Raw genomic sequence first — 19,484 nt, 5'->3', positions numbered from 1 at the left:
TAGGAGGTGGCGCGTATGGAGTCTTGTATTTTCTGTAATATAATCTCAAAAAAGGAAGATGCTTTTATCATTTTTGAGAATGCTTATGTATGTTGTTTTTTAGACAAATACCCTATCAACAAGGGACATATTTTAGTAGTTCCTAAGATACATTTTCAAGAGTTTAGTGAGGTTGACAAAGATAGTTTAAGTCATATTATTTTAGCTTCTCAAAAAGTAGCTACTTCTCTTGAAAGAATATTAAACACAGATGGCATAACTATAATGCAAAATAATGGAATTTTTAAGGATGTTGAACATTATCACATGCACATTATTCCTCGATTTTTAGATGATGGGTTTTCATGGGTAGAACCAGAAAATGTAGTAACTAAAGAAGAATTAATCTCAATAAGTAATAGCTTATCAGAAATATTGATTGATTAATGTCCTAAAATTTGTTTTTGGGAATGAAACTTTAGGAAGAACTATACATACGAGTTGTTGATCAAATTGACTACATTCATTTAAAAGGAGAAAAACTATGAAAATCGGTAAAAAGTTAGGTGAAGGTGCTAATGCAGAGGTGTTTGAGTGGGAGGACAATACAAAGGTTATTAAATTAGCGAAATCAAATATTAATCGAACTGATTTGGAGAGAGAATTTAATAATAGCCTCACGGTGTGGAACTTGGGATTAGCTGTTCCTAAACCCTATGAAATGATAGATTATCATGATCGTCCTGGAATAGTGTATGAGCGTATATTTGGGAAAACGTTAAGGGAACGGTTTTTCGAGAATTTAATACCACAGAATCATGTTGATAGTAACTTGGATTGGAATGACGCACGGTTATCTGCTCGCATATTGGCGAAAGTTCATAATACATTATCACATAAAGAAATTCCATCACAACAGAGGGATTTTCTAAAGAGGCAAATATTGAGCGTGAATTATTTATCAGAGTTTGAAAAAGAGGCGGTTCTCGATATTTTAAATAGTTTACCAGCCAAAGATAACATTTGTCACGGTGATGCGAACCCTAATAATCTATTGTTTTCAAACGAGCAGCCTATTTTAATAGATTGGATGAATGCTTCTAACGGTAATCCAGAAGCGGACTTAGCTGAATTTATTATCATGATTCGATATGCCATTCTTCCGCCAGAAACGCCATCAAATGCTCTGAAACTATTTGATTCGAATAGAGAAAAGATTATTGCAGAGTTTATGGAGGAATATACTAATTTAACTGGTACTACATACAATGAAGTTGACCCCTGGATTGTTCCAATAGCTGCTCGCAAATTATCTACAGATGGTATTTTTGAGGATGAAAAACTATTATTAGTAAATGAAATAAGAATAAGACTTGAAAATAAAAATTAGAAGATCTTATGTTATTTTAAAGAAGAGACCTCTAAATATATACGGTTACGCAAATTTATCTATAGGTTATTTATCGTTATAAATAACTGAATATTGAAACTAAAATATAGCTTCTTGCGTATGTTTAGTAAAGGGGGTATTCACATGAAAAAATCAATTTGGAACCTGCTGCTCATTGGTATGATTATAGCGCTATCTAGCTGTACTGATACAGATGTCTACAATGATAAAGATATTAAGAATTTTGTAAAGGAATACAAAACAAAACAATATGCTGTTGAAAATCCTTCTAATCCTCCCACAGCAGTTGAAATTGGAGAAAGAGTAAAACCATTTCTAACCGAAGAAGAGTATGATTACTTTTATAAGAGACGTTATTTCCATTTTATTAATGTTGTAGCAAAGAATACGGGTTATAAGAGTAAGGTACAAGATATCACACTTGAAAAAACAGAAGAAAACGAAGATGGTACGGTCGATTACGATTATGTATTAACAGTGGAGTACTATCATGATAATTTTTCGGAAGCAGTTGAAACAAAAGGTCAACTAACTATTCAATATAATGGAGAAAACTACAAAATAACAAGGGATTGGGAACAACCGAATCAATTTGTACAGGAAGCAATTTTAAAGACGAACAATAATGGGGGAGTTAAGCATTAAAACAAATGTGCATTTTCAAAAGGATTATGTTGATATAGATGGTCATAAGAACGGCATATTTATTGAGTCAACTGACTTTAATCATCCTGTTCTCTTGTTTATACATGGAGGACCTGGATTCCCACAATATGCAAGTATTAAACAATCAGGACTTGCATGGGCAGATCATTTTACCATTTGTTATTGGGAACAAAGAGGTACCGGAATGTCTTATAATTCTTCTACACAGGGCGAACTAACGTTAGAAAGTTTAGTTTCTGACGCATTAACGATAACCAATTATCTTAGAGGAAAATTTCACAAAGAGAAGATTTATATTTGTGGGCACTCTTGGGGAACGCTAATCGGAAGTATAGTCGCGAGTAAATATCCGAAATATTTTCATGCCTATATTGGTGTGGGGCAGTTTGGAAGGCATTTTGAATCAAATAGGCACACGTATGACTTTTTACTGGAAACTGCTAAAATACGAGGTGACAAACGAGCGGCAAAAGACATTCAATCCGTTACATTTGATAAGCATTTTTATAGAAATCAAGGATATCGTAGAATACTAGGTAGGTATCTTAATAAATACGGAGGTGGTGCGAAAAGAACGGGATATTCTAATTGGCAGGGTATAAAGGAACTTTTCACTTGTAGACAATATTCGTGGAGAGAACGTTTTAACATTCCGAAGGGGATTTATTTCAGTTATGATTCCTTATGTGAAATAATGGCAGAAGCGGATGCTACTTTATTGGCACCACGTTTTGACATTCCTGTTTTTATTATACATGGTTTACATGATTATCAAACTTCCTACAAAGAAGCAAGACGATTCTTTGAACAGGTAGAATCGCCAATGAAGAGATTTTATACATTTGAAGATGCTGCACACTCTCCGTTTTTAGAAGACCAAGAAAGATTTTTGCAAATTATTAAGACTGATATACTATGTTCTTAATCTAAATTAACTAGAAAATGATTACATCTTGGATATTTCGTCATTGAGATTAAAATGAAACTTTTTGAATGGATTCCCGTATAAAGTAGGTAACTTACATAGTATTAGATAGGGGGGATTTCGTTGCATAGAAAGCTAAGAAAGTCATCGACAGATAAGGCTTTAACTGGTGTATGTGGTGGAGTTGCCGAATATTTTGGGATATCTTCATTCGGTGTAAGGTTACTATTTATTGTTCTACCAGCTAATTACTTAATTTACTTAATCCTTGCTGTGTCATTACCTGATACTCTTCCATCTTTAAAATCAATACACTAGTCACAACTTAACTGGAGTGAGTAAAGTTTTAACTAGGCGATCGGAATAGATCGTCATTTTTATTTACGCTTTAATCAAACCAATAGGAGATGATTTGAATGATGAAGCGTGTAGATGTCGCCTATGTTCTTTTATACGATACTAATAAAGAAAATATTCTAATGGTGAAAAACAAAGGAGGTGACTCTTCTTACTACACACTTCCCGGCGGGGCAGTTGAAAGTGGTGAAACTTTAGAAGATGCAGCTATATGTGAAGTTAAAGAAGAAACAGGGTTAAACGTTCAACTTGAAGGAGTGCTTGCAGTGAGTGAAGCTATTTTTGAAGAGCGAGGTCATCATACAATATTTTTACTTTTAAAGGTAGAATTATAGAGGGAGAAATCAACATAACGTTTCCTGAAGAAATTGAGGAAGTTATTTGGATGGACGCTAATAAAGCATTAGAGAATGCCTATATACCAAGTAATATAGAAGGTTTAAAATATAGCAACTCTACTATTCCATATCTTCTTCGCGGAAGAGTTGATAATAAGCCTTAATATCGATTTATTCACTATAAAGTTAAGAGAATCTCAGATTCAGAAATATTTTTATCTATATTGAGTATGAATTTAAATTAGTTTAAACTACTCGTCACATTAGTTGACAAAGAGAGGTTCCTATAAAATTTATTCAGCTATTATTTTTATTATTACTATGGATTATCCCTATTCTCCTCATAATTAAAACTTATACAAAAATGGAGAAACGTGAAAAACAAAGAATACTTAAGGAATTTAAACAACCATTTGTTCTTCCGACAATTACATTATTAGTCTTGGGAATACTAATATTTAATTCAGGTTTAACTATATCAGGGAGAATTAAACTCGAAGACATTGCTACAAATGGGGGAAAAGGAAGTTATTTATAGTAGATTACTATTATGTTTACAAGAGTTAGAAACGCAATCTTAATTATCCTTCTTAAACAAAACTAGATTCCCTCGTAACTAATAGGTATAAAGGATTATTTTTAATAAAGAAATAGTTATTTCGATATATTGACGATTACCTAGATGAAAAGGCAAGCTAGATTATAGAATTGGAAAATAAAGGAGTGCGATCATTGCGTAAGCTAATTATATGGATTAGTATAAGTATTTTACTCATTCTCGGTGCTTGTAGCGAAAACGAAAAAAATAAAGAGGAAAATTTAAAAGCAAAAGAAGCTTCGACAAGTGAAAAAGCTGATGAAGAAAAGAAAGATAACGATAATGCCACAACCGAAATAAAAGAATATTCAATAGAAAATCTTGATGACCTCAAAAACTATAAAGGTTCTCTACTCAGTGACTTAACACTTGAAGAGGAATTATCTACAGAAACCGATGAGTTAATGAATTCAATAGAGGAAGAATTAAAGAAGGAATTAACCGAGTTCACGGAAGAAACTCAAAATGCTAAAGAACTAGAAATAAAATTAGCAAGTTTGCTTGCTAGCCCTAACTATGAAGAAGCTATTGACCCTGCACAGAGTTTTAAACCGACTTTTGAAGAACCATACTTACCTATTCCTAAAAAAGTAGGTAGTGGTGTAGAACAGGAAGACGAAATAGGAAAAGCGATTATTCTATTAGATGCCAGTTCTAGTATGTTGTTGAGTGTAGATGGAGAAGTCAAAATGGATATTGCCAAGGATGCTGTAAAACGTTTCACGGATGTTATCGGTCAGGATAGCGATATCTCTCTAGTTGTCTATGGACATAAGGGTTCTGAATCTAATTCCGATAAGAAGTTATCCTGTGAAGGCATTGAAGAAGTCTATCCAATGGGTGAATACAATTCCGATGAATTTGAAGGTTCACTGTCTACCTTTGAAAGTAAAGGATGGACACCACTTGCTGGAGCTATAAATAAAGCTGCTGAAATGAGCCAAAAATTAGAAGGAGCCATTACGGTATATATTGTTAGTGATGGTGTGGAAACTTGTGATGGGGATCCTGTAAAGGCAGCCGAAAATTTCGCCAAAGATAACGAAGGACGTTCTGTTAACATTATTGGTTTCAATGTTGATAAAGACGCTGAAGACCAATTAAAATCTGTTTCTGAAGCAGGAAACGGCGATTACTTTGCCGCAAATAACGCTGATGAAATCCAACAAACTATCGAGTATGAATGGTTACCTAGTGCCATAGACCTTGCCTGGGCCTTTACTAAAGCACCAGATCCATGGGAAGAATTAGCTGAGATGGACCGCTATAAGGTAGAACATCAGAGGATAAGGGACATTATTGCCAAAGAAGATGAACGATTTGATAAGGCTCTAAAAATGATCTATCAAGAAGAACTAATTCCGAGTGAGGCCTACGACGAACTTTCAGAATTAATATTAAATCGAAAACAAAAGAAAATCGAATTGAATGATGAGCTTAAATCTCAAAAATACGATGAAATTAAGCAAGTTTCCGATGACATTCGAAAAAGAGTAGATGAATGGGTAGAAGAAATGAGAAAAATCAAGGATGAATAATTAAGAGGCTTTTCTTAAGATGTATAAAAATGTAATTGCGGCCTAAACGTTATGAACACCTAACATTTGGGCTGCTTTTATTAATTCCGTATAAGTTAACCGCTACAGTCATTAGTAGCTTTAGTAAAGCTTTATATGTTAAAAAGTGAGCATATTATTTAGTAAAAATAGTAATTATAGATATAATAATAGACATTACTTTCCAACTGGCATAAGTCATATGCAGAAAAATTTAGATAATATAAATAAAGATTGGAGATTATCATGACATCAAAGACTAAACAAACAACCTATAAATACTACATAAACGGTGAATGGAGAGAAAGTCATTCCGGACAAACTATCGACATACATTCTCCATATCGTCCTGAGGTAGTAGGGCATATTCAAGCAATTTCACAAGATGAAGTTGATGAAATAATTAATTTAGCAAAGAACGCTCAGAAGGATTGGGCGGACGTTTCACTACAAGATCGTGCGAAGTACTTATATAAGTGGGCAGATGAACTAATTCTTATGCAGGATGAACTTGCAGAAATAATCATGAAGGAAGTTGGGAAGGCAGCTAATGACGCCAAGAAAGAGGTAGTACGTACAGCTGATTTTATCCGCTACACTGTAGAAGAAGCGCTTCATATGCATGGGGAAAGTATGCTGGGAGATAGTTTCCCAGGTGGATCTAAATCTAAGATTGCTATTATTAATCGTGTACCTCGTGGTGTAGTTCTAGCGATTTCACCATTTAATTATCCGGTAAACTTATCTGCAGCTAAAATTGCACCAGCATTAATGGCAGGAAACGCAGTTGTCTTTAAACCAGCTACCCAAGGAGCGATAAGTGGTATCAAGATGGTGGAAGCACTAGATAAAGCTGGACTACCAAAAGGGTTATTAGGTTTAGTAACTGGACGTGGTTCCGTAATCGGTGATTATTTAGTGGAACATAAAGGGATAAACATGATTTCATTTACTGGTGGTACCCATACCGGTGTACAACTTGCTAAAAAAGCAACCATGGTTCCATTAGTTCTTGAACTTGGTGGTAAAGACCCTGGTATTGTTCGTGAGGATGCAGACTTACAAGAGGCTGCAAAGCATATTATTAGTGGAGCATTTTCATACTCTGGACAGCGCTGTACAGCAATTAAACGTGTCCTAGTTCATGATAGTGTTGCTGATGAGCTTGTTGCTTTATTAAAAGAACAGGTTGAAAAATTATCAGTCGGCTCACCTGAAGAAAATAGTACTATTGTTCCTATAATTAATAAAAAGTCTGCAGATTTTGTTCAAGGTTTACTAGATGATGCGGTAGAAAAAGGTGCAACAGTGGTTATAGGAAATAGAAGAGAAGATAATTTAATTTATCCGACGCTTCTTGATCATGTTACAGAAGAAATGAAGGTTGCCTGGGAAGAACCATTTGGTCCGATTCTACCTATTATAAGAGTTACTTCTGATGAAGAAGCTATCCGAATTGCAAATGAATCAGAATTCGGCTTACAGGCAAGTGTCTTTACAAAAGATATAAACCGAGCGTTTACTATTGCGAGTAAAATAGAAGCTGGTTCAGTTCAAATTAATGGTCGAACAGAACGTGGACCAGATCATTTCCCATTTATCGGTGTTAAAGGATCTGGTATGGGAGCACAAGGTATTCGTAAGAGTCTAGAATCTATGACACAGGAAAAAGTAACTGTACTAAATATAGTTGAATAATTCTTTCAATGAACAAAGATAAGGGAAATATCCCTGTTTTTAAGGCTGTCGAGTAATGCTCGATAGCCTTTTCTAATGCAATAAAACCATAAGTGCTAGAATGTGAATTATACATAAGAGTATTGTTATTATCTCTTAGCAACACAAAAGATTTTCATATTTATTGAGTACTTTCATCAATTTTTCACATTAGAAGTATAAGATACTATTGCAGAGGGTTTGAAAGTGAGGACAGACAAATGGCTTTAGCAAGTAAATTAACGGCAATTAGTATTATTGCTCTAAGCTTTGCAATAGGATTTATATCTTTTTATCTACTTAGTGACCTATCTATCAAGCAAAAGAGAAAACATATAGAAGAATTAATATCGCAATTAATCAACTTCGTAATCTTTATCTGGCTAGGGAAGATTTTATTACATCTCTTTATATTTATATCGGATCCTTTATCAATTCTGGCATATCCTAGTGACTCAAAAGCGTTCTATTTTGCTATAGTTTCAATCACATTGTTGCTTCTATACAAATCAAACCGAAAAAAATAGAACGTACTTCCGCTCATAGAATCTTTTGTTCACTTATTTCTTATTAGTTCGTTTGTATACGAGTTTATTCAGTTCATTGTGGAAGAGAATACGTATTCCTTCGGCTATATAGTCTTACTAGCAGCTCTCATCGGTTTGTATATACTTCTCAAAGCGCGCATGTCTTTCATGGGACTATTAATAGTTATGGTTACAATTTGGTCAATTGGGATGATAATTCTAGCTATAGTTCAACCGTTTGTAACAGTTTTTGGCTATATGATGGAACCATGGTTTGTTGGAGTGTTTTTCGTTACAAGTATTGGTAGTTTAACTTATAAGATTAGAAAGAGGGATGCATAATGAGTATTATTGAGACAGATACGATATTACTGGTAGGAATGTTATTAGCGCTAGGAGCAGGTGCACTATCTTTCTTGTCTCCTTGCGTTTTACCTATATTTCCAGCCTATATGTCTTACATAACAGGAATTAGTGTGAAAGAGCTTCAGGGTGATAAGAGTAGTAAAATGGTTCGGCAGTTATTTATTCATTCTCTTTTCTTTTTGTTGGCCGTTTCTCTCGTATTTTTTAGCTTGGGAGCGAGCGCTTCTTTTTTAGGAAAATGGGCACAGCATCTTCTAATTGGAGAATCTGGATTACTCATTCAACGGATTGCTGGAGTTTTCATTATTTTGATGGGCTTTTTTATAGCAGGCTGGATTAATATACCAACTCTTATGAAGGAACGACGCTTTCACTATGCAAAAAAGCCAGTAGGTTACGTCGGAACTTTTTTTATCGGATTAGGATTTGCAGCAGGATGGACACCGTGTATCGGACCGATCTTTGGGTCCATATTGCTTCTATCTGCCAGCTACCCAGGACAAGGAATGCTCTACACACTCATGTACGTAGTGGGATTTGCATTACCATTTCTCATTTTAACTTTCTTTATAGGGAAGACGAAATGGATTGTAAGAAATAGTGGAATCATTATGAAAATTGGTGCAGCCATGATGATTATGATGGGATTAGTGCTTTTCTTTGGATTAATGCCACGAATTTCAGGGTTTTTACTAGATTTGGTACAAGATTCATGGCTGTCTAGATTAGGATAAATTCAGGAGGTATATGGAATGAAAAAGTGGATTCTTATTGTAATTGTTGTTGGTATGGTAGGGTGGGCAGTTTATGACTTTATCAATTCTAATAGTCAAACATCCGAAAAAATCGACAAAATGGATACAATTAAAGAAGTCGAGGCCGAGTCGGAAGGAGCGGAAAATACCGAGGAACCAGTTATCGGGTTAGAGGTAGGAAACATGGCACCTGATTTTCAATTACAAACTTTATCTGGAGACAACGTAAAACTATCGGACTTTCGTGGGAATCGTGTGATGATTAATTTTTGGGCAACATGGTGTCCACCATGTCGTGCTGAAATGCCAGATATGGAAAAGTTTCATCAAGATAAGGATGTTGTAATATTAGCTGTTAATTTAACAGACGCGGAATCCAGTATTGAAGATGTGGAGGATTTCTCTGATGAATATAAACTAACCTTTCCAATTTTAATGGATACAAATTTAGATGTAGCTGATCTCTATATGATACAGCCAATTCCAACCACATATATGGTTGATTCCAATGGTCTGATTAGTTACAAAGCATTTGGTGCGATGAATTATGATTTGATGGTACAAGAGTACGAAAAGATGGAATAATTTTTTATATAGTATAATGGGCAAGAGGTGAGAGGATGAAGCAAACCATACTTGTTGTAGAAGATGATAAGATGATACGGGAACTAATTAGAATTTATCTTACTAAGGCTGGTTATGAAGTCGTAGAAGCAGCTGATGGGGAAACAGCCAAAGAAGTATTTATATCAGAACATCCTTGTTTAATAATCCTTGATTTAATGCTCCCCAAACTTAGTGGAGAAGAATTTTGTACATGGGTACGTGAACAGGAACGTAATGAGGTATCGATTATTATGTTATCTGCTAAATCACGCATAGAGGATAGAATTAACGGATTAAAAATGGGTGCTGATGATTATTTAGTTAAACCATTTGAACCAGAAGAACTTCTCGCCCATATTGAAGCAGTACTACGTCGTACTGGTCAGTTCTGTCAAAAGATTACCCATAATGGATTATGTATTAAACCTCGAAAGGGTGAGGTATTACTTTTCGATAAAGAAATAACCTTAACGAAGCATGAATTCAATCTATTATATTACTTTATGGAGAATCCGAATATTGTTATCTCTAGAGATAATCTTGTGAATCAATTATACCCTTATGCTGATAAACTAGTACTAAATAGAACGATAGATGCTCATATCAAAAAAATACGAAAAAAAATTGAAGAAAATCCTTCTGAGCCAAAGAGGATCATAACAATTCGAGGAATGGGGTATAAATTTGTTACGGAATAAATTTAAAAATTTACTTGTTCCTAAACAATTACTGTTTCGATTAACCTTTCTCAACATAATTGTTATTACGGCCTTTGTCGGTTTTAGTAGTTGGGCAATCTATAATACGGCTTGTGTACTAGCAGAAGGATTCGTAACCATGAGTAACCAAAAACAAACCCAATTTGAAGCTACACTGTTTCAATACTTATTGATTTTCAGTATCTCTACGATTGTTATCGGTAGTCTCACACATTTTTACTTAACAAGGAAACTAATCCATCCATTGAGACAGCTTATCCATTCCACTAAAAAGATGAAAAAAGGAGAGTACCCTAATCCTATTGAAGTTAATCATGAGGGAGAAGTTGGTGAGTTAATTAGTCATTTTAACGAATTAGTAAAACAATTAGAGACAAATGAGGAACGCCGACTAAAGCTTGTATCCGATCTATCGCATGAATTTCGAACTCCATTATCAAACTTAAACGGTTATCTACGTGCATTACAAAATGGTGTGATTAAAGGAGATGAGAAGCTATATCAATCTCTCTATGAGGAATCTAGAAGAATTATTCGCTTAATAGAGCAGATGGAGCAACTCAAGGAATGGGACTATCGTTCTAGACAGACTTTTTCAGAAAAGTTTCCTGTTAATATAAGACAACTAGTGGAACAATCTGTTGAAATGTTTCGATGGACATCAAAGCAAGCAAATATAAACGTGCGTGTAGATGTTGCACCTAGTATACTAACTCTTAATAGTGAAGCGATAACACAAGTCATTAGTAATTTACTTGATAATGCAATTCGCTATTATGAAGGGACTGGGCCAATTGTTATAGAGGGTATGATTAGGGAGTCAGGATACATGCTCTGTGTAACTGGTCCTGGAAAACCTATCTCAATTGCGGAACAGGAAAAGATTTTTGAACGCTTTTATCGTATTGATCATTCTAGGTCACGAGAATTAGGAGGATCTGGATTAGGACTCGCTATTTCTAAAGAAATTATTGAACGTCATCGAGGTACTATAGGAGTTTCATCGGACAAGAATCAACATACATTTTGGTTCAGATTGCCAAGGAAGTAAATGGCTAGTATGAACTCAGTTCACTACTATTCATACCAGCCATTTTAATGTAACTATATTTTTTACTTAGATTGTTCAAACGATTTCTTCGTCAAAATTTATGAAGTGACAATTATTAATAATTACAGTTGAAACTGTGGTAAATAATCTTTATGTGCTTCTAGCATCTCATCAAGAATTTGTTTAGCAACTGTATCAGAGGGGACGAGTGGATTAATCGTCATTGCGAGTAGCGCTGTTTGGTAATCACCAGTTACTGCTGCTTCTGCTGCAATTCTTTCAAATGATTTAATTTGTTGAACCAGTCCTCTTGTAGCTACTGGTAAATCACCAATGCCAATTGGTTTAGGGCCATCTTTTGTAATGACACAATTTATTTCGATAGCAGATTCATCTGGAATACTAGCAATGGCTCCATTATTTATCGTGTTAACTGTTTGGATATCTTTACGATCATTATAGATAGAGTCAATCAAACTACATGCTGCATCACTATAATAAGCTCCACCTCTATTCTCCAATTGAGGAGGTTTGATTGCTAGTTTTTCATCGTTATATAGCTCAAATAATTCTTTTTCCAACTTTTGTACAACTTCTGCACGTGTTCCTTCTGCCTTTGCAGCGTTACTTTCCTCTTCAAACATTTCATCTGTTTTATAGTAATAACGGTGATAAGGACATGGAATTGCTTGTAGTGCTTTAATAAAATCAGGTTCCCATTTTAAATCGATAATATTTTTCATGGTACCACTTGACGAATCGTTTGAAGTGAGTTTATCAATATACTGCTCGGTATATAGCTCTCCATCTAGATAAACATTCAAACCATAAACCATGTGATTCAAACCCGCAAGATCCATGTGGACTCGTTTAGGATCAACATCTAATAGTTCTGCAACACTCATTTTCATCATAACAGGAACATTACATAAACCAATTACTTTCTTCCAATTACTATGGCGAAGAACTGCTTCGGTCACCATACCAGCGGGGTTTGCGAAGTTAATTAACCATGCATCTGGACACAATTCCTCCATATCCTTAACGATATCCAAAATCACTGGGATAGTTCTTAACCCTTTGAATAAACCACCAGGTCCATTTGTTTCTTGTCCAATAACACCATATTTTAGAGGAATGCGTTCATCTTTCGCACGGGCGTCCAATAATCCTACACGTAATTGTGTTGTAACAAAATCTGCATCCTTTAATGCTTTACGACGATCTAATGTTAGGTGTACTTCAATTGGTAAGCCTGCTTCCTTAACCATTCGCTTAGCTAATCCGCCAACAATATTTAATTTTTCTTCACCTTCTGGAATATCTACTAACCAAATTTCACTGATCGGTAAACTATCATATCTTTTAATGAATCCTTCGATTAGCTCTGGAGTATAACTTGAACCTCCACCAATTGTGACAATCTTTATTCCTTTGTTCATTGTTTTTCCTCCTCGTAAACTTATTTACACCACCAATACTAGAGGAACAAAAGGGAATAAGATATAGATTTTGAAGCATTAGATTCATGTTTCAACGATAGTTTTTTGTGTCAAAAAAGTAACGCTGTGTTTTTTATGTGAATTATAAAAAGAAGTTACGTAAAAGATTGATTGAGGGAGAATTAGACCGTTCATGCAAAATCGATAAATAAGTCGTTTATATGCGTACACAGGATATAGCAGACCAATCTCTTGTATCTACTTCAACGTTAATGCAATATTGTAAAAAATATAGGAGGGAGAATTGTAGGGGTGCGTGTTTCTAAAGCTATATAGTAGTAGGACAATCTACTAGTAAAAACCTGTTTTTGAAGATTGACACCAAAAACAGGTTTTTTGTATTATTGCTTTTTACTGTAATAATCAATATACCCTTCGGATAGTTTATCTAACGATCCGTAGGTCTGTTCCAAAGCTTCGATGGCATACTGGTATACGATTTTTTCTCTATCGATATTTTCTTTATCTATGATATCGTTTGCCTTCAAAAATTCTACCATTTCTAAGTATTTTTCTATTCCATCTGTCTGAATTAAATAATTCGTAATAAGGAAGCCTATGTTATAAATATCGATAGAGTCTTCGGTATAATTGATGTCTTTGAGATTTGCAATAGGTTTTATTTCTTCCGTGTTTTCTAAAATTACTTTCTCTCTATCAGCGGTATTCCCATAATCTAATTGTAGTTTTCCGGATTCATCTGTCGTGACTGCACTAGAAATAAATATAGCTAATCCTTCTTGCATAAACGGCGGAGCATTATCATTAGAAATATCTGCAAGCATGGTATGAACAATTTCATGTTTTATGAATCCATAAGTGACCTCATAATCTCCTTGAACAACAAACTTTAGTGAGGTAAATGGAACCGCTACCCCGTAAAGAGTTGGCCAAGCTGTCGATGCGGAAATTTCCTCAACAGAGTCATAGAGTTTGATATTTATTTCGCTTGGATTCCAGTTAAACGTTTGATTATATAGATCTACAATCTCTTTAACATCTGCTAGTACTTTATCCGCATAACTATCTAAAGAAGGTAGGTAGTACAAATTTATCGGGCCATCCGTAATTTTCTGAAAAGGTAGGTCGTTCATCTTCCATGTACCGTTAATATTATGGATTGGGTAAGTAATATGGTTACTTATATTCTGATCTTCGTGTTGCATATTAATTTTTAATTCTAAGTTTCCCTTATCTAAGGACTCTAAAGTTACATTATTAATAACTACGGAAACATCCCAACCTTCACTTTTCTTTTGTTCAATTTCATTAAGCCATACTTCTTGTTCCTTATAAAATAGCTCATTCGTTCCATCTTGATAGGACATAAAGGTAGCTTTATTATTTTCCTCAATTGCTTTTATCATTTCTTCAAAATAGTTTTTTGCATCAAGTTCTTCGTTTTGAATCTGACTGTTATCTTGATCACTCTGTGTATCCTCCTGATTCACTTCATTCACCTGTTCTACTTTAGCTTCTTTATTCTCTGTTTCTTTTGTATCTACAGACGGTTGTGAATCGCAGGCAACAAGCAACATGCAAAATACAAGTACAACTATCACTTTAAACATTCAAAAATCCCCCTAGATTTAATTTGAATTGATTAACTTTATTTTTAGTAATATTCTTATTGGAAGTTAGTTACTTTTAAAAAACTGATTGCAAATATCCTATGAAGTCTAGAAATGCAGATGCAGCTAAAGATGAATTAGAGGAAAATTTAACTATTAACGAAATTGTACAACAATTCAGCAAACAATTAAAGGCTGTATTATTAGAGGAACTATTTGTTGAATGAAAGATAACTAAAAAGGACTAAGGACTAAGTGCCAAATTTATTAATGGAATTTGGGGAGATGCTCAAACAATAAAAAATTGTACATATGACCAATTTGAGAAAAAACACTTAAATGGGAAAATTTTGAACTAAAAACACACGAATCCATAGTAGATATCCCTTACAGTATTATTTGCTATTGGAAGCAAGGTTAAAACAGGTTGAGCAAAGTTAAAATTTATTATATATTTTCAGAATGTTATAATATTATTAAGGTAGATGTTATTAACTACAGGAGTAGTTTAATTGAACAATCGTCATTAGCATTTTTCTACAACTAACCATATTGTAGAAAATATAAAAGAGAAAGGGAGTAAGGGAATAGTATGAAGGTTCTTATCTTGGGAGGTACTCGATTTTTAGGAAAAGCTTTCGTAGAAGAAGGATTGAAAAGAGGTCATGAAATCACATTGTTCAATCGCGGGACCAATAAAGAAGCATTTCCCGATGTGGAACAGCTTATCGGTGATAGGGACGGAGATGTATCACAGCTCGAAAATAAGAAATGGGATGTTGTAATGGACACATGTGGCTTCGCTCCTCATCAAATAAACAATATTGCATCTGTTCTCGGGACTAGTATTGAACATTATACATATATTTCAAGTATCTCTGTTTATAAAGATTGGATTCCGTTCAATATTGCGGAAGACTATCATTTACAGTCCATTCCACCAGATCAAATGAAAAACGTATTGAAAGACGTTGAAGAAGGGAGATTGTCTCCTTATGAGCATTACGGTCCATTGAAAGTGCTATGTGAAGCAGAAGCAGAGAAATATTGGCCGGGACAAGTGTTACATATTAGGGCAGGTCAACTAGTCGGGCAGTTTGACTATACGGATCGGCTCCCATACTGGGTTCAACGTGTGGCGGAGGGCGGAAATATAATGGTGCCTGGAAGTCCGTACCGTCCAATTCAACTAATCGACGTGAAAGATATAGCAAGATGGGTCTTTGATATGATGGAAAAAAGAAAAGCTGGAACGTTTAATGTTACAGGCCCAGATCATGAATTGACGATGGAAGAGCTGCTAAACACGTGCAAAGTGGTTACAAACAGCGACGCTGAATTTGTCTGGGTAGATGAACAATTTGTGTTGGATCATCAAATACAACCGTGGACCGAAATGCCGTTATGGATACCTGAACATTTCCCGTTAGAAGGAGAAACTAAACCCTGGAAAATGTGTATTAGTATAAAAAAAGCGTTAGACGCTGGGCTTTCTTTTAGTCCTATTAAAGAAACTATACATGATGTGTATCAATGGGAACTATCAAGACAAGATTCAAAAAGAAAAACAGGTATATCTCGTAAAAAAGAGCAAGAGTTACTAGATGCTTGGTTCCAAAAAAACAAATAGGACAGGGGATGAAATTCAAAATACTTTGACCGTCTTGGCAATAATTCACTTTAATATGAAGAGGGTTTCGTTATCGTAAGGGTATCTCGTACATTGTTGTAGCCCGAAGTTTAGTTGTGAACATAGTTTAAGATGATGATTGTGCGGTATTATTTCTTGTAGAACTAACTGTCAGGTGAGTTAAAAATGCTATAATTAAATGAATTTAACTTATAAAAAGGGGTCATTATTGTTTTGGAAGCAAAATATATTTATTTCTACGAATTCGGTAGTCCTAGAGATGTGTTAAATATTGAATTTAAAACTATAGAACCCCCAAGAGAAAATGAAATTCTTGTTCGAATGTTGGCACGACCTATCAATCCTTCTGATTTAATTCCTATTAGAGGAGCTTATTCGCATCGAATTTCTTTACCTAGTATTCCTGGTTACGAAGGTGTTGGGTTTGTTGAGGATGTAGGCCCTTTAGTTTCAAAAGACCTTATTGGTAAACGGGTTTTACCTCTACGTGGGGAAGGTACATGGCAAGAGTTTGTTAAGACAACAGAAGAATTTGCGGTTCCTATACCTGATTCTATTGACGATTTAACTGCTTCTCAAATGTATATTAATCCCGTTACTGCATGGGTAGTTTGTACGGAAGTCTTAAAATTACGACCGAATGATGTTTTATTGGTTAACGCATGTGGATCTTCTATTGGGCATATTTTTGCTCAATTATCCATGATTTTAGGTTTTCGATTAATTGCAGTGACTAGAAATAATAAGTATACAGAGGAATTACTTCATCTCGGTGCTACCAATGTGATAGACACGTCTATAAGTCGACTGCGTGAAACCGTTATGGAATTAACAAGTGGAATGGGTGTAGATGCTGCTATTGATTCTATTGGGGGTTCGGATGGTAATGAATTAGCTTTTAGTGTTCGCCCTAATGGTCATTTTTTAACGATCGGTCTTTTATCAGGGATACAAGTAAATTGGGAAGATATTGTAAAAAAAGCAAATGTGAAAGCGAATATATTTCATTTGCGGAATTGGAATAAAAATATATCAGCAAAAAAATGGCAGGAAACATTTAATCATTTAATACAGCTAATAGATTGTAAAAGGTTATTTTTGAGTATGGCCGATTATAAGTATGACCTGACTGATATCAAAAAAGCAATTGACACTGTTGAATTTAATAAAACAAAGATAAAAGTATTTTTAACAAGTTACTAATCCGAGCACTGAACACAATTCTCACTGCGATTTGCGCTACAGTACCTACGTTGGTGGTAATTTCTATGCTGGTTATAATGGCACTATTTTAGATAAGGCTGAATTTAGAATTGGTGACAACTGTATGATAGGTCTGATTGTAGGGAGCTATACTGCTGGTCATTCTATAGAACCCAAGGAGGAAAAATTACATACCTCAAATAATAAATTTTAAAGATAGTATGCTAGTGGGGTAATTTAGTAAGAAGGACTTAGAATATTTGGTTTCATTTGATTACCTGATCAAATGAAGGAGAGTAGGTTATGAGTAAAAGTAAATAGAAGTGGTGAAGATCTATGGCGATTAAAGTAGAAATACGTAGACCCTAAATTGAGGATATAATAGAGTTTCATTCCCTCTTTAGAATTGTTGTTAACGATACTATTATTAAAGGAAGTATAAGTGAGAAGTTGAATGATATAAATGATGAAATCGATGTTAAGGAAAAATACTTGGAAAGTGATTTAAAAGCAATGGAGAGAAACAATATTTCTTGATTGCATTAGATGGAAATTGAATTATTGGCTCCATTGAATATGGTCCTGAAAGTGAATTCATATGTAATTGTACAATTAACACTTACAAAGGGTTAATTGAGGTAGGTAGAGTATTTTTTCACCCTAACTATCAGAGAATGGGTGTAGGAAATTTGCTGTTGACTACGATGTATTCTACTTTAAAGAATAATGGTATAGAAGAATTTTGTTTAGATAGTGGTTATGGAAGTGCACAGCAAATATGGAAAAAGAAATTTGGAGATCCTGATTATTTGTTAAAGGATTATTGGGGCAAAGGAAACGATCATTTGATTTGGAGGATTAGGATTAACGATTTGTTATAAGGTTGAGAAGGAAAATTAAGTGTTTCTCTTGAATAAAATTATTCATCTGATTTGTCAAAGAAGGGACTCAAACTAAAGGCTACATCTATTAAAATTTCAAACTATTTACTAGTTAACATAATCTTTATTATAGGAAGTAACAGATAAATCAACAAAATTCATCTCATAATTAAAGTATACTTGTGATAGTGAGACAAATAATAAAAATCGCTATAAATAATACAAAATGATTTATAGCGATTTTTAACGTTATTCTCCAATATACATGGCATTAGGTCTAAATATCGTATTGTTTTGTGATTGTTCTATTGCGTGTGCGCACCAGCCAACAATTCGAGCTGAACTGAATATTGCTGTAAATAAACTTGCATCAATATCTAATGTCTTCATAATTGCAGCTGCGTAATATTCCACATTTGTATATAATTTTCGGTCTGGTTTTGCTTGATTTAAGATATTTATTGTTTCTTTTTCGGTCTTTAATGCTAATGTGATCCATTCCGGTAAATCATCTAGTTTCATTATGATCTGCTTTAAGCTCTCAGCACGTGGATCGACTGTTTTATAGATACGATGACCAAATCCCATAATACGCTCATTTTTTTCTAGTTTATTGTGTATTACTTCACAAATTCTATCTTCAGAACTAATTTCCTCTAATAATGCTATAACTCCAGATGGTGCACCACCATGCAATGGGCCTTTCATGGTACCCAATGCACTGGTTATGGCAGATGCAAGGTCACTTTCAGTTGAAATAGTAACTCTTGCTGCGAATGTGGATGCATTAAGACCATGTTCCATCGTTAATATTAGATATGTTTCAAGAATTTTAGCATTGGTTTTGTTACGATTACCAGTTATCATGTAGATAAAATTTTCTACATGCCCTAATGATGAATCGGGACTAATGACGGATAATCCTTTGCTGTAACGATAACGATAAGCAATTAACGTAGGCATGATAGCGATTAGCTTTGTAGCCGTTTTATAGATATCCGCATCTTTCTCTATATCCATTGCTGATACAATCGTTCTTAAAACATCCATTAACTCCATATCCTCTGGGAGTTGTTGAAGGATATTCACTATATAGTTTGATAACT

Annotated in this window: 19 protein-coding genes and 2 pseudogenes; 18 read left to right on the top strand and 3 right to left on the bottom strand. The window is 34.5% G+C overall.

All coding sequences use genetic code 11. From position 1 onward, the window contains the following. Positions 1-15: 15 nt before the first annotated feature. From G5W_RS0107825 to G5W_RS0107755, 14 genes and pseudogenes are all read left to right on the top strand, one after another. Positions 16-426: an HIT family protein gene (locus tag G5W_RS0107825; protein ID WP_010095634.1), complete on the top strand. Its 411-nt coding sequence runs from the start codon at positions 16-18 to the stop codon at positions 424-426. 97 nt (positions 427-523) lie between these two features. Continuing rightward, positions 524-1,369 (top strand): aminoglycoside phosphotransferase family protein, encoded by an 846-nt coding sequence (locus G5W_RS0107820; protein ID WP_010095633.1) that lies wholly within the window; start codon positions 524-526, stop codon positions 1,367-1,369. A 144-nt stretch (positions 1,370-1,513) separates the two neighbouring features. Further along, positions 1,514-2,035 carry a hypothetical protein gene (locus G5W_RS0107815; RefSeq protein WP_010095632.1) on the top strand — a complete coding sequence of 174 codons (522 nt, stop codon included), beginning with the start codon at positions 1,514-1,516 and terminating at the stop codon, positions 2,033-2,035. Next, positions 2,016-2,981, top strand: a complete 966-nt coding sequence (locus tag G5W_RS0107810; protein ID WP_010095631.1) for an alpha/beta fold hydrolase — start codon at positions 2,016-2,018, stop codon at positions 2,979-2,981. The genes G5W_RS0107815 and G5W_RS0107810 overlap by 20 nt, the downstream gene beginning before the upstream one ends. 123 nt (positions 2,982-3,104) lie before the next feature. Next, positions 3,105-3,299, top strand: a complete 195-nt coding sequence (locus G5W_RS0107805) for a PspC domain-containing protein (RefSeq protein WP_010095630.1) — start codon at positions 3,105-3,107, stop codon at positions 3,297-3,299. A gap of 101 nt (positions 3,300-3,400) precedes the next feature. Continuing rightward, positions 3,401-3,840 (top strand): annotated as a pseudogene (locus G5W_RS23215) (NUDIX hydrolase). A gap of 568 nt (positions 3,841-4,408) precedes the next feature. Further along, a complete protein-coding gene (locus G5W_RS20735; protein WP_010095624.1) occupies positions 4,409-5,812 on the top strand; it encodes a vWA domain-containing protein in 1,404 nt (467 codons plus the stop codon). A gap of 264 nt (positions 5,813-6,076) precedes the next feature. Beyond that, positions 6,077-7,528 (top strand): NADP-dependent glyceraldehyde-3-phosphate dehydrogenase, encoded by a 1,452-nt coding sequence (locus G5W_RS0107785; RefSeq protein WP_010095623.1) that lies wholly within the window; start codon positions 6,077-6,079, stop codon positions 7,526-7,528. A gap of 239 nt (positions 7,529-7,767) precedes the next feature. Continuing rightward, positions 7,768-8,073, top strand: coding sequence for a hypothetical protein (locus tag G5W_RS22755; RefSeq protein WP_010095622.1), 306 nt, complete (start codon positions 7,768-7,770; stop codon positions 8,071-8,073). Between the two features lie 186 nt (positions 8,074-8,259). Further along, the gene (locus G5W_RS23745; RefSeq protein ID WP_010095621.1) at positions 8,260-8,415 is read left to right on the top strand and encodes a hypothetical protein; all 156 of its coding nucleotides are present in this window, start codon (positions 8,260-8,262) and stop codon (positions 8,413-8,415) included. Further along, positions 8,415-9,173, top strand: coding sequence for a cytochrome c biogenesis CcdA family protein (locus G5W_RS0107770; protein WP_010095620.1), 759 nt, complete (start codon positions 8,415-8,417; stop codon positions 9,171-9,173). Before G5W_RS23745 ends, G5W_RS0107770 begins: the two co-directional genes overlap by 1 nt. 18 nt (positions 9,174-9,191) lie before the next feature. Then, on the top strand, positions 9,192-9,779 hold the full coding sequence (locus G5W_RS0107765) for a peroxiredoxin family protein (protein WP_010095619.1): 588 nt from the start codon (positions 9,192-9,194) through the stop codon (positions 9,777-9,779). 35 nt (positions 9,780-9,814) lie between these two features. Beyond that, positions 9,815-10,498 carry a response regulator transcription factor gene (locus G5W_RS0107760; RefSeq protein ID WP_010095618.1) on the top strand — a complete coding sequence of 228 codons (684 nt, stop codon included), beginning with the start codon at positions 9,815-9,817 and terminating at the stop codon, positions 10,496-10,498. Next, positions 10,485-11,570 carry a sensor histidine kinase gene (locus G5W_RS0107755; protein ID WP_010095616.1) on the top strand — a complete coding sequence of 362 codons (1,086 nt, stop codon included), beginning with the start codon at positions 10,485-10,487 and terminating at the stop codon, positions 11,568-11,570. Before G5W_RS0107760 ends, G5W_RS0107755 begins: the two co-directional genes overlap by 14 nt. Positions 11,571-11,692: 122 nt before the next feature. Here the strand turns inward: G5W_RS0107755 and G5W_RS0107750 are convergent, their stop codons facing one another. Continuing rightward, positions 11,693-13,012, bottom strand: a complete 1,320-nt coding sequence (locus G5W_RS0107750) for a 6-phospho-beta-glucosidase (RefSeq protein ID WP_010095614.1) — start codon at positions 13,010-13,012, stop codon at positions 11,693-11,695. A 401-nt stretch (positions 13,013-13,413) separates the two neighbouring features. After that, complete coding sequence (locus G5W_RS0107745; RefSeq protein WP_010095612.1) at positions 13,414-14,643, bottom strand: hypothetical protein; 1,230 nt, start codon at positions 14,641-14,643, stop codon at positions 13,414-13,416. Between the two features lie 101 nt (positions 14,644-14,744). On the opposite strand from G5W_RS0107745, the gene G5W_RS24475 reads away from it, so the two are divergent. The 4 genes and pseudogenes from G5W_RS24475 (at position 14,745) to G5W_RS22080 (ending at position 18,378) form a co-directional block, all read left to right on the top strand. After that, positions 14,745-14,870 carry a hypothetical protein gene (locus tag G5W_RS24475; protein WP_010095610.1) on the top strand — a complete coding sequence of 42 codons (126 nt, stop codon included), beginning with the start codon at positions 14,745-14,747 and terminating at the stop codon, positions 14,868-14,870. Positions 14,871-15,235: 365 nt separating this feature from the next. Continuing rightward, entirely contained in the window at positions 15,236-16,273 is a 1,038-nt protein-coding gene (locus tag G5W_RS0107735) for an SDR family oxidoreductase (protein WP_010095608.1), read from the top strand. A gap of 234 nt (positions 16,274-16,507) precedes the next feature. Continuing rightward, positions 16,508-17,497: a zinc-dependent alcohol dehydrogenase family protein gene (locus G5W_RS0107730; RefSeq protein WP_010095607.1), complete on the top strand. Its 990-nt coding sequence runs from the start codon at positions 16,508-16,510 to the stop codon at positions 17,495-17,497. A gap of 369 nt (positions 17,498-17,866) precedes the next feature. Beyond that, positions 17,867-18,378 (top strand): annotated as a pseudogene (locus G5W_RS22080) (GNAT family N-acetyltransferase). Positions 18,379-18,627: 249 nt separating this feature from the next. On the opposite strand, the gene G5W_RS0107715 reads toward G5W_RS22080, so the two are convergent. Next, positions 18,628-19,484, bottom strand: an 857-nt coding sequence (locus tag G5W_RS0107715; RefSeq protein ID WP_010095605.1) for a citrate/2-methylcitrate synthase, incomplete at its 5' end; no start/stop codon positions are given.

The organism is Ornithinibacillus scapharcae TW25 (assembly GCF_000190475.1).
Classification (GTDB): domain Bacteria; phylum Bacillota; class Bacilli; order Bacillales; family Amphibacillaceae; genus Ornithinibacillus; species Ornithinibacillus scapharcae.
This window is presented reverse-complemented; position numbering and strand designations above follow the sequence as displayed.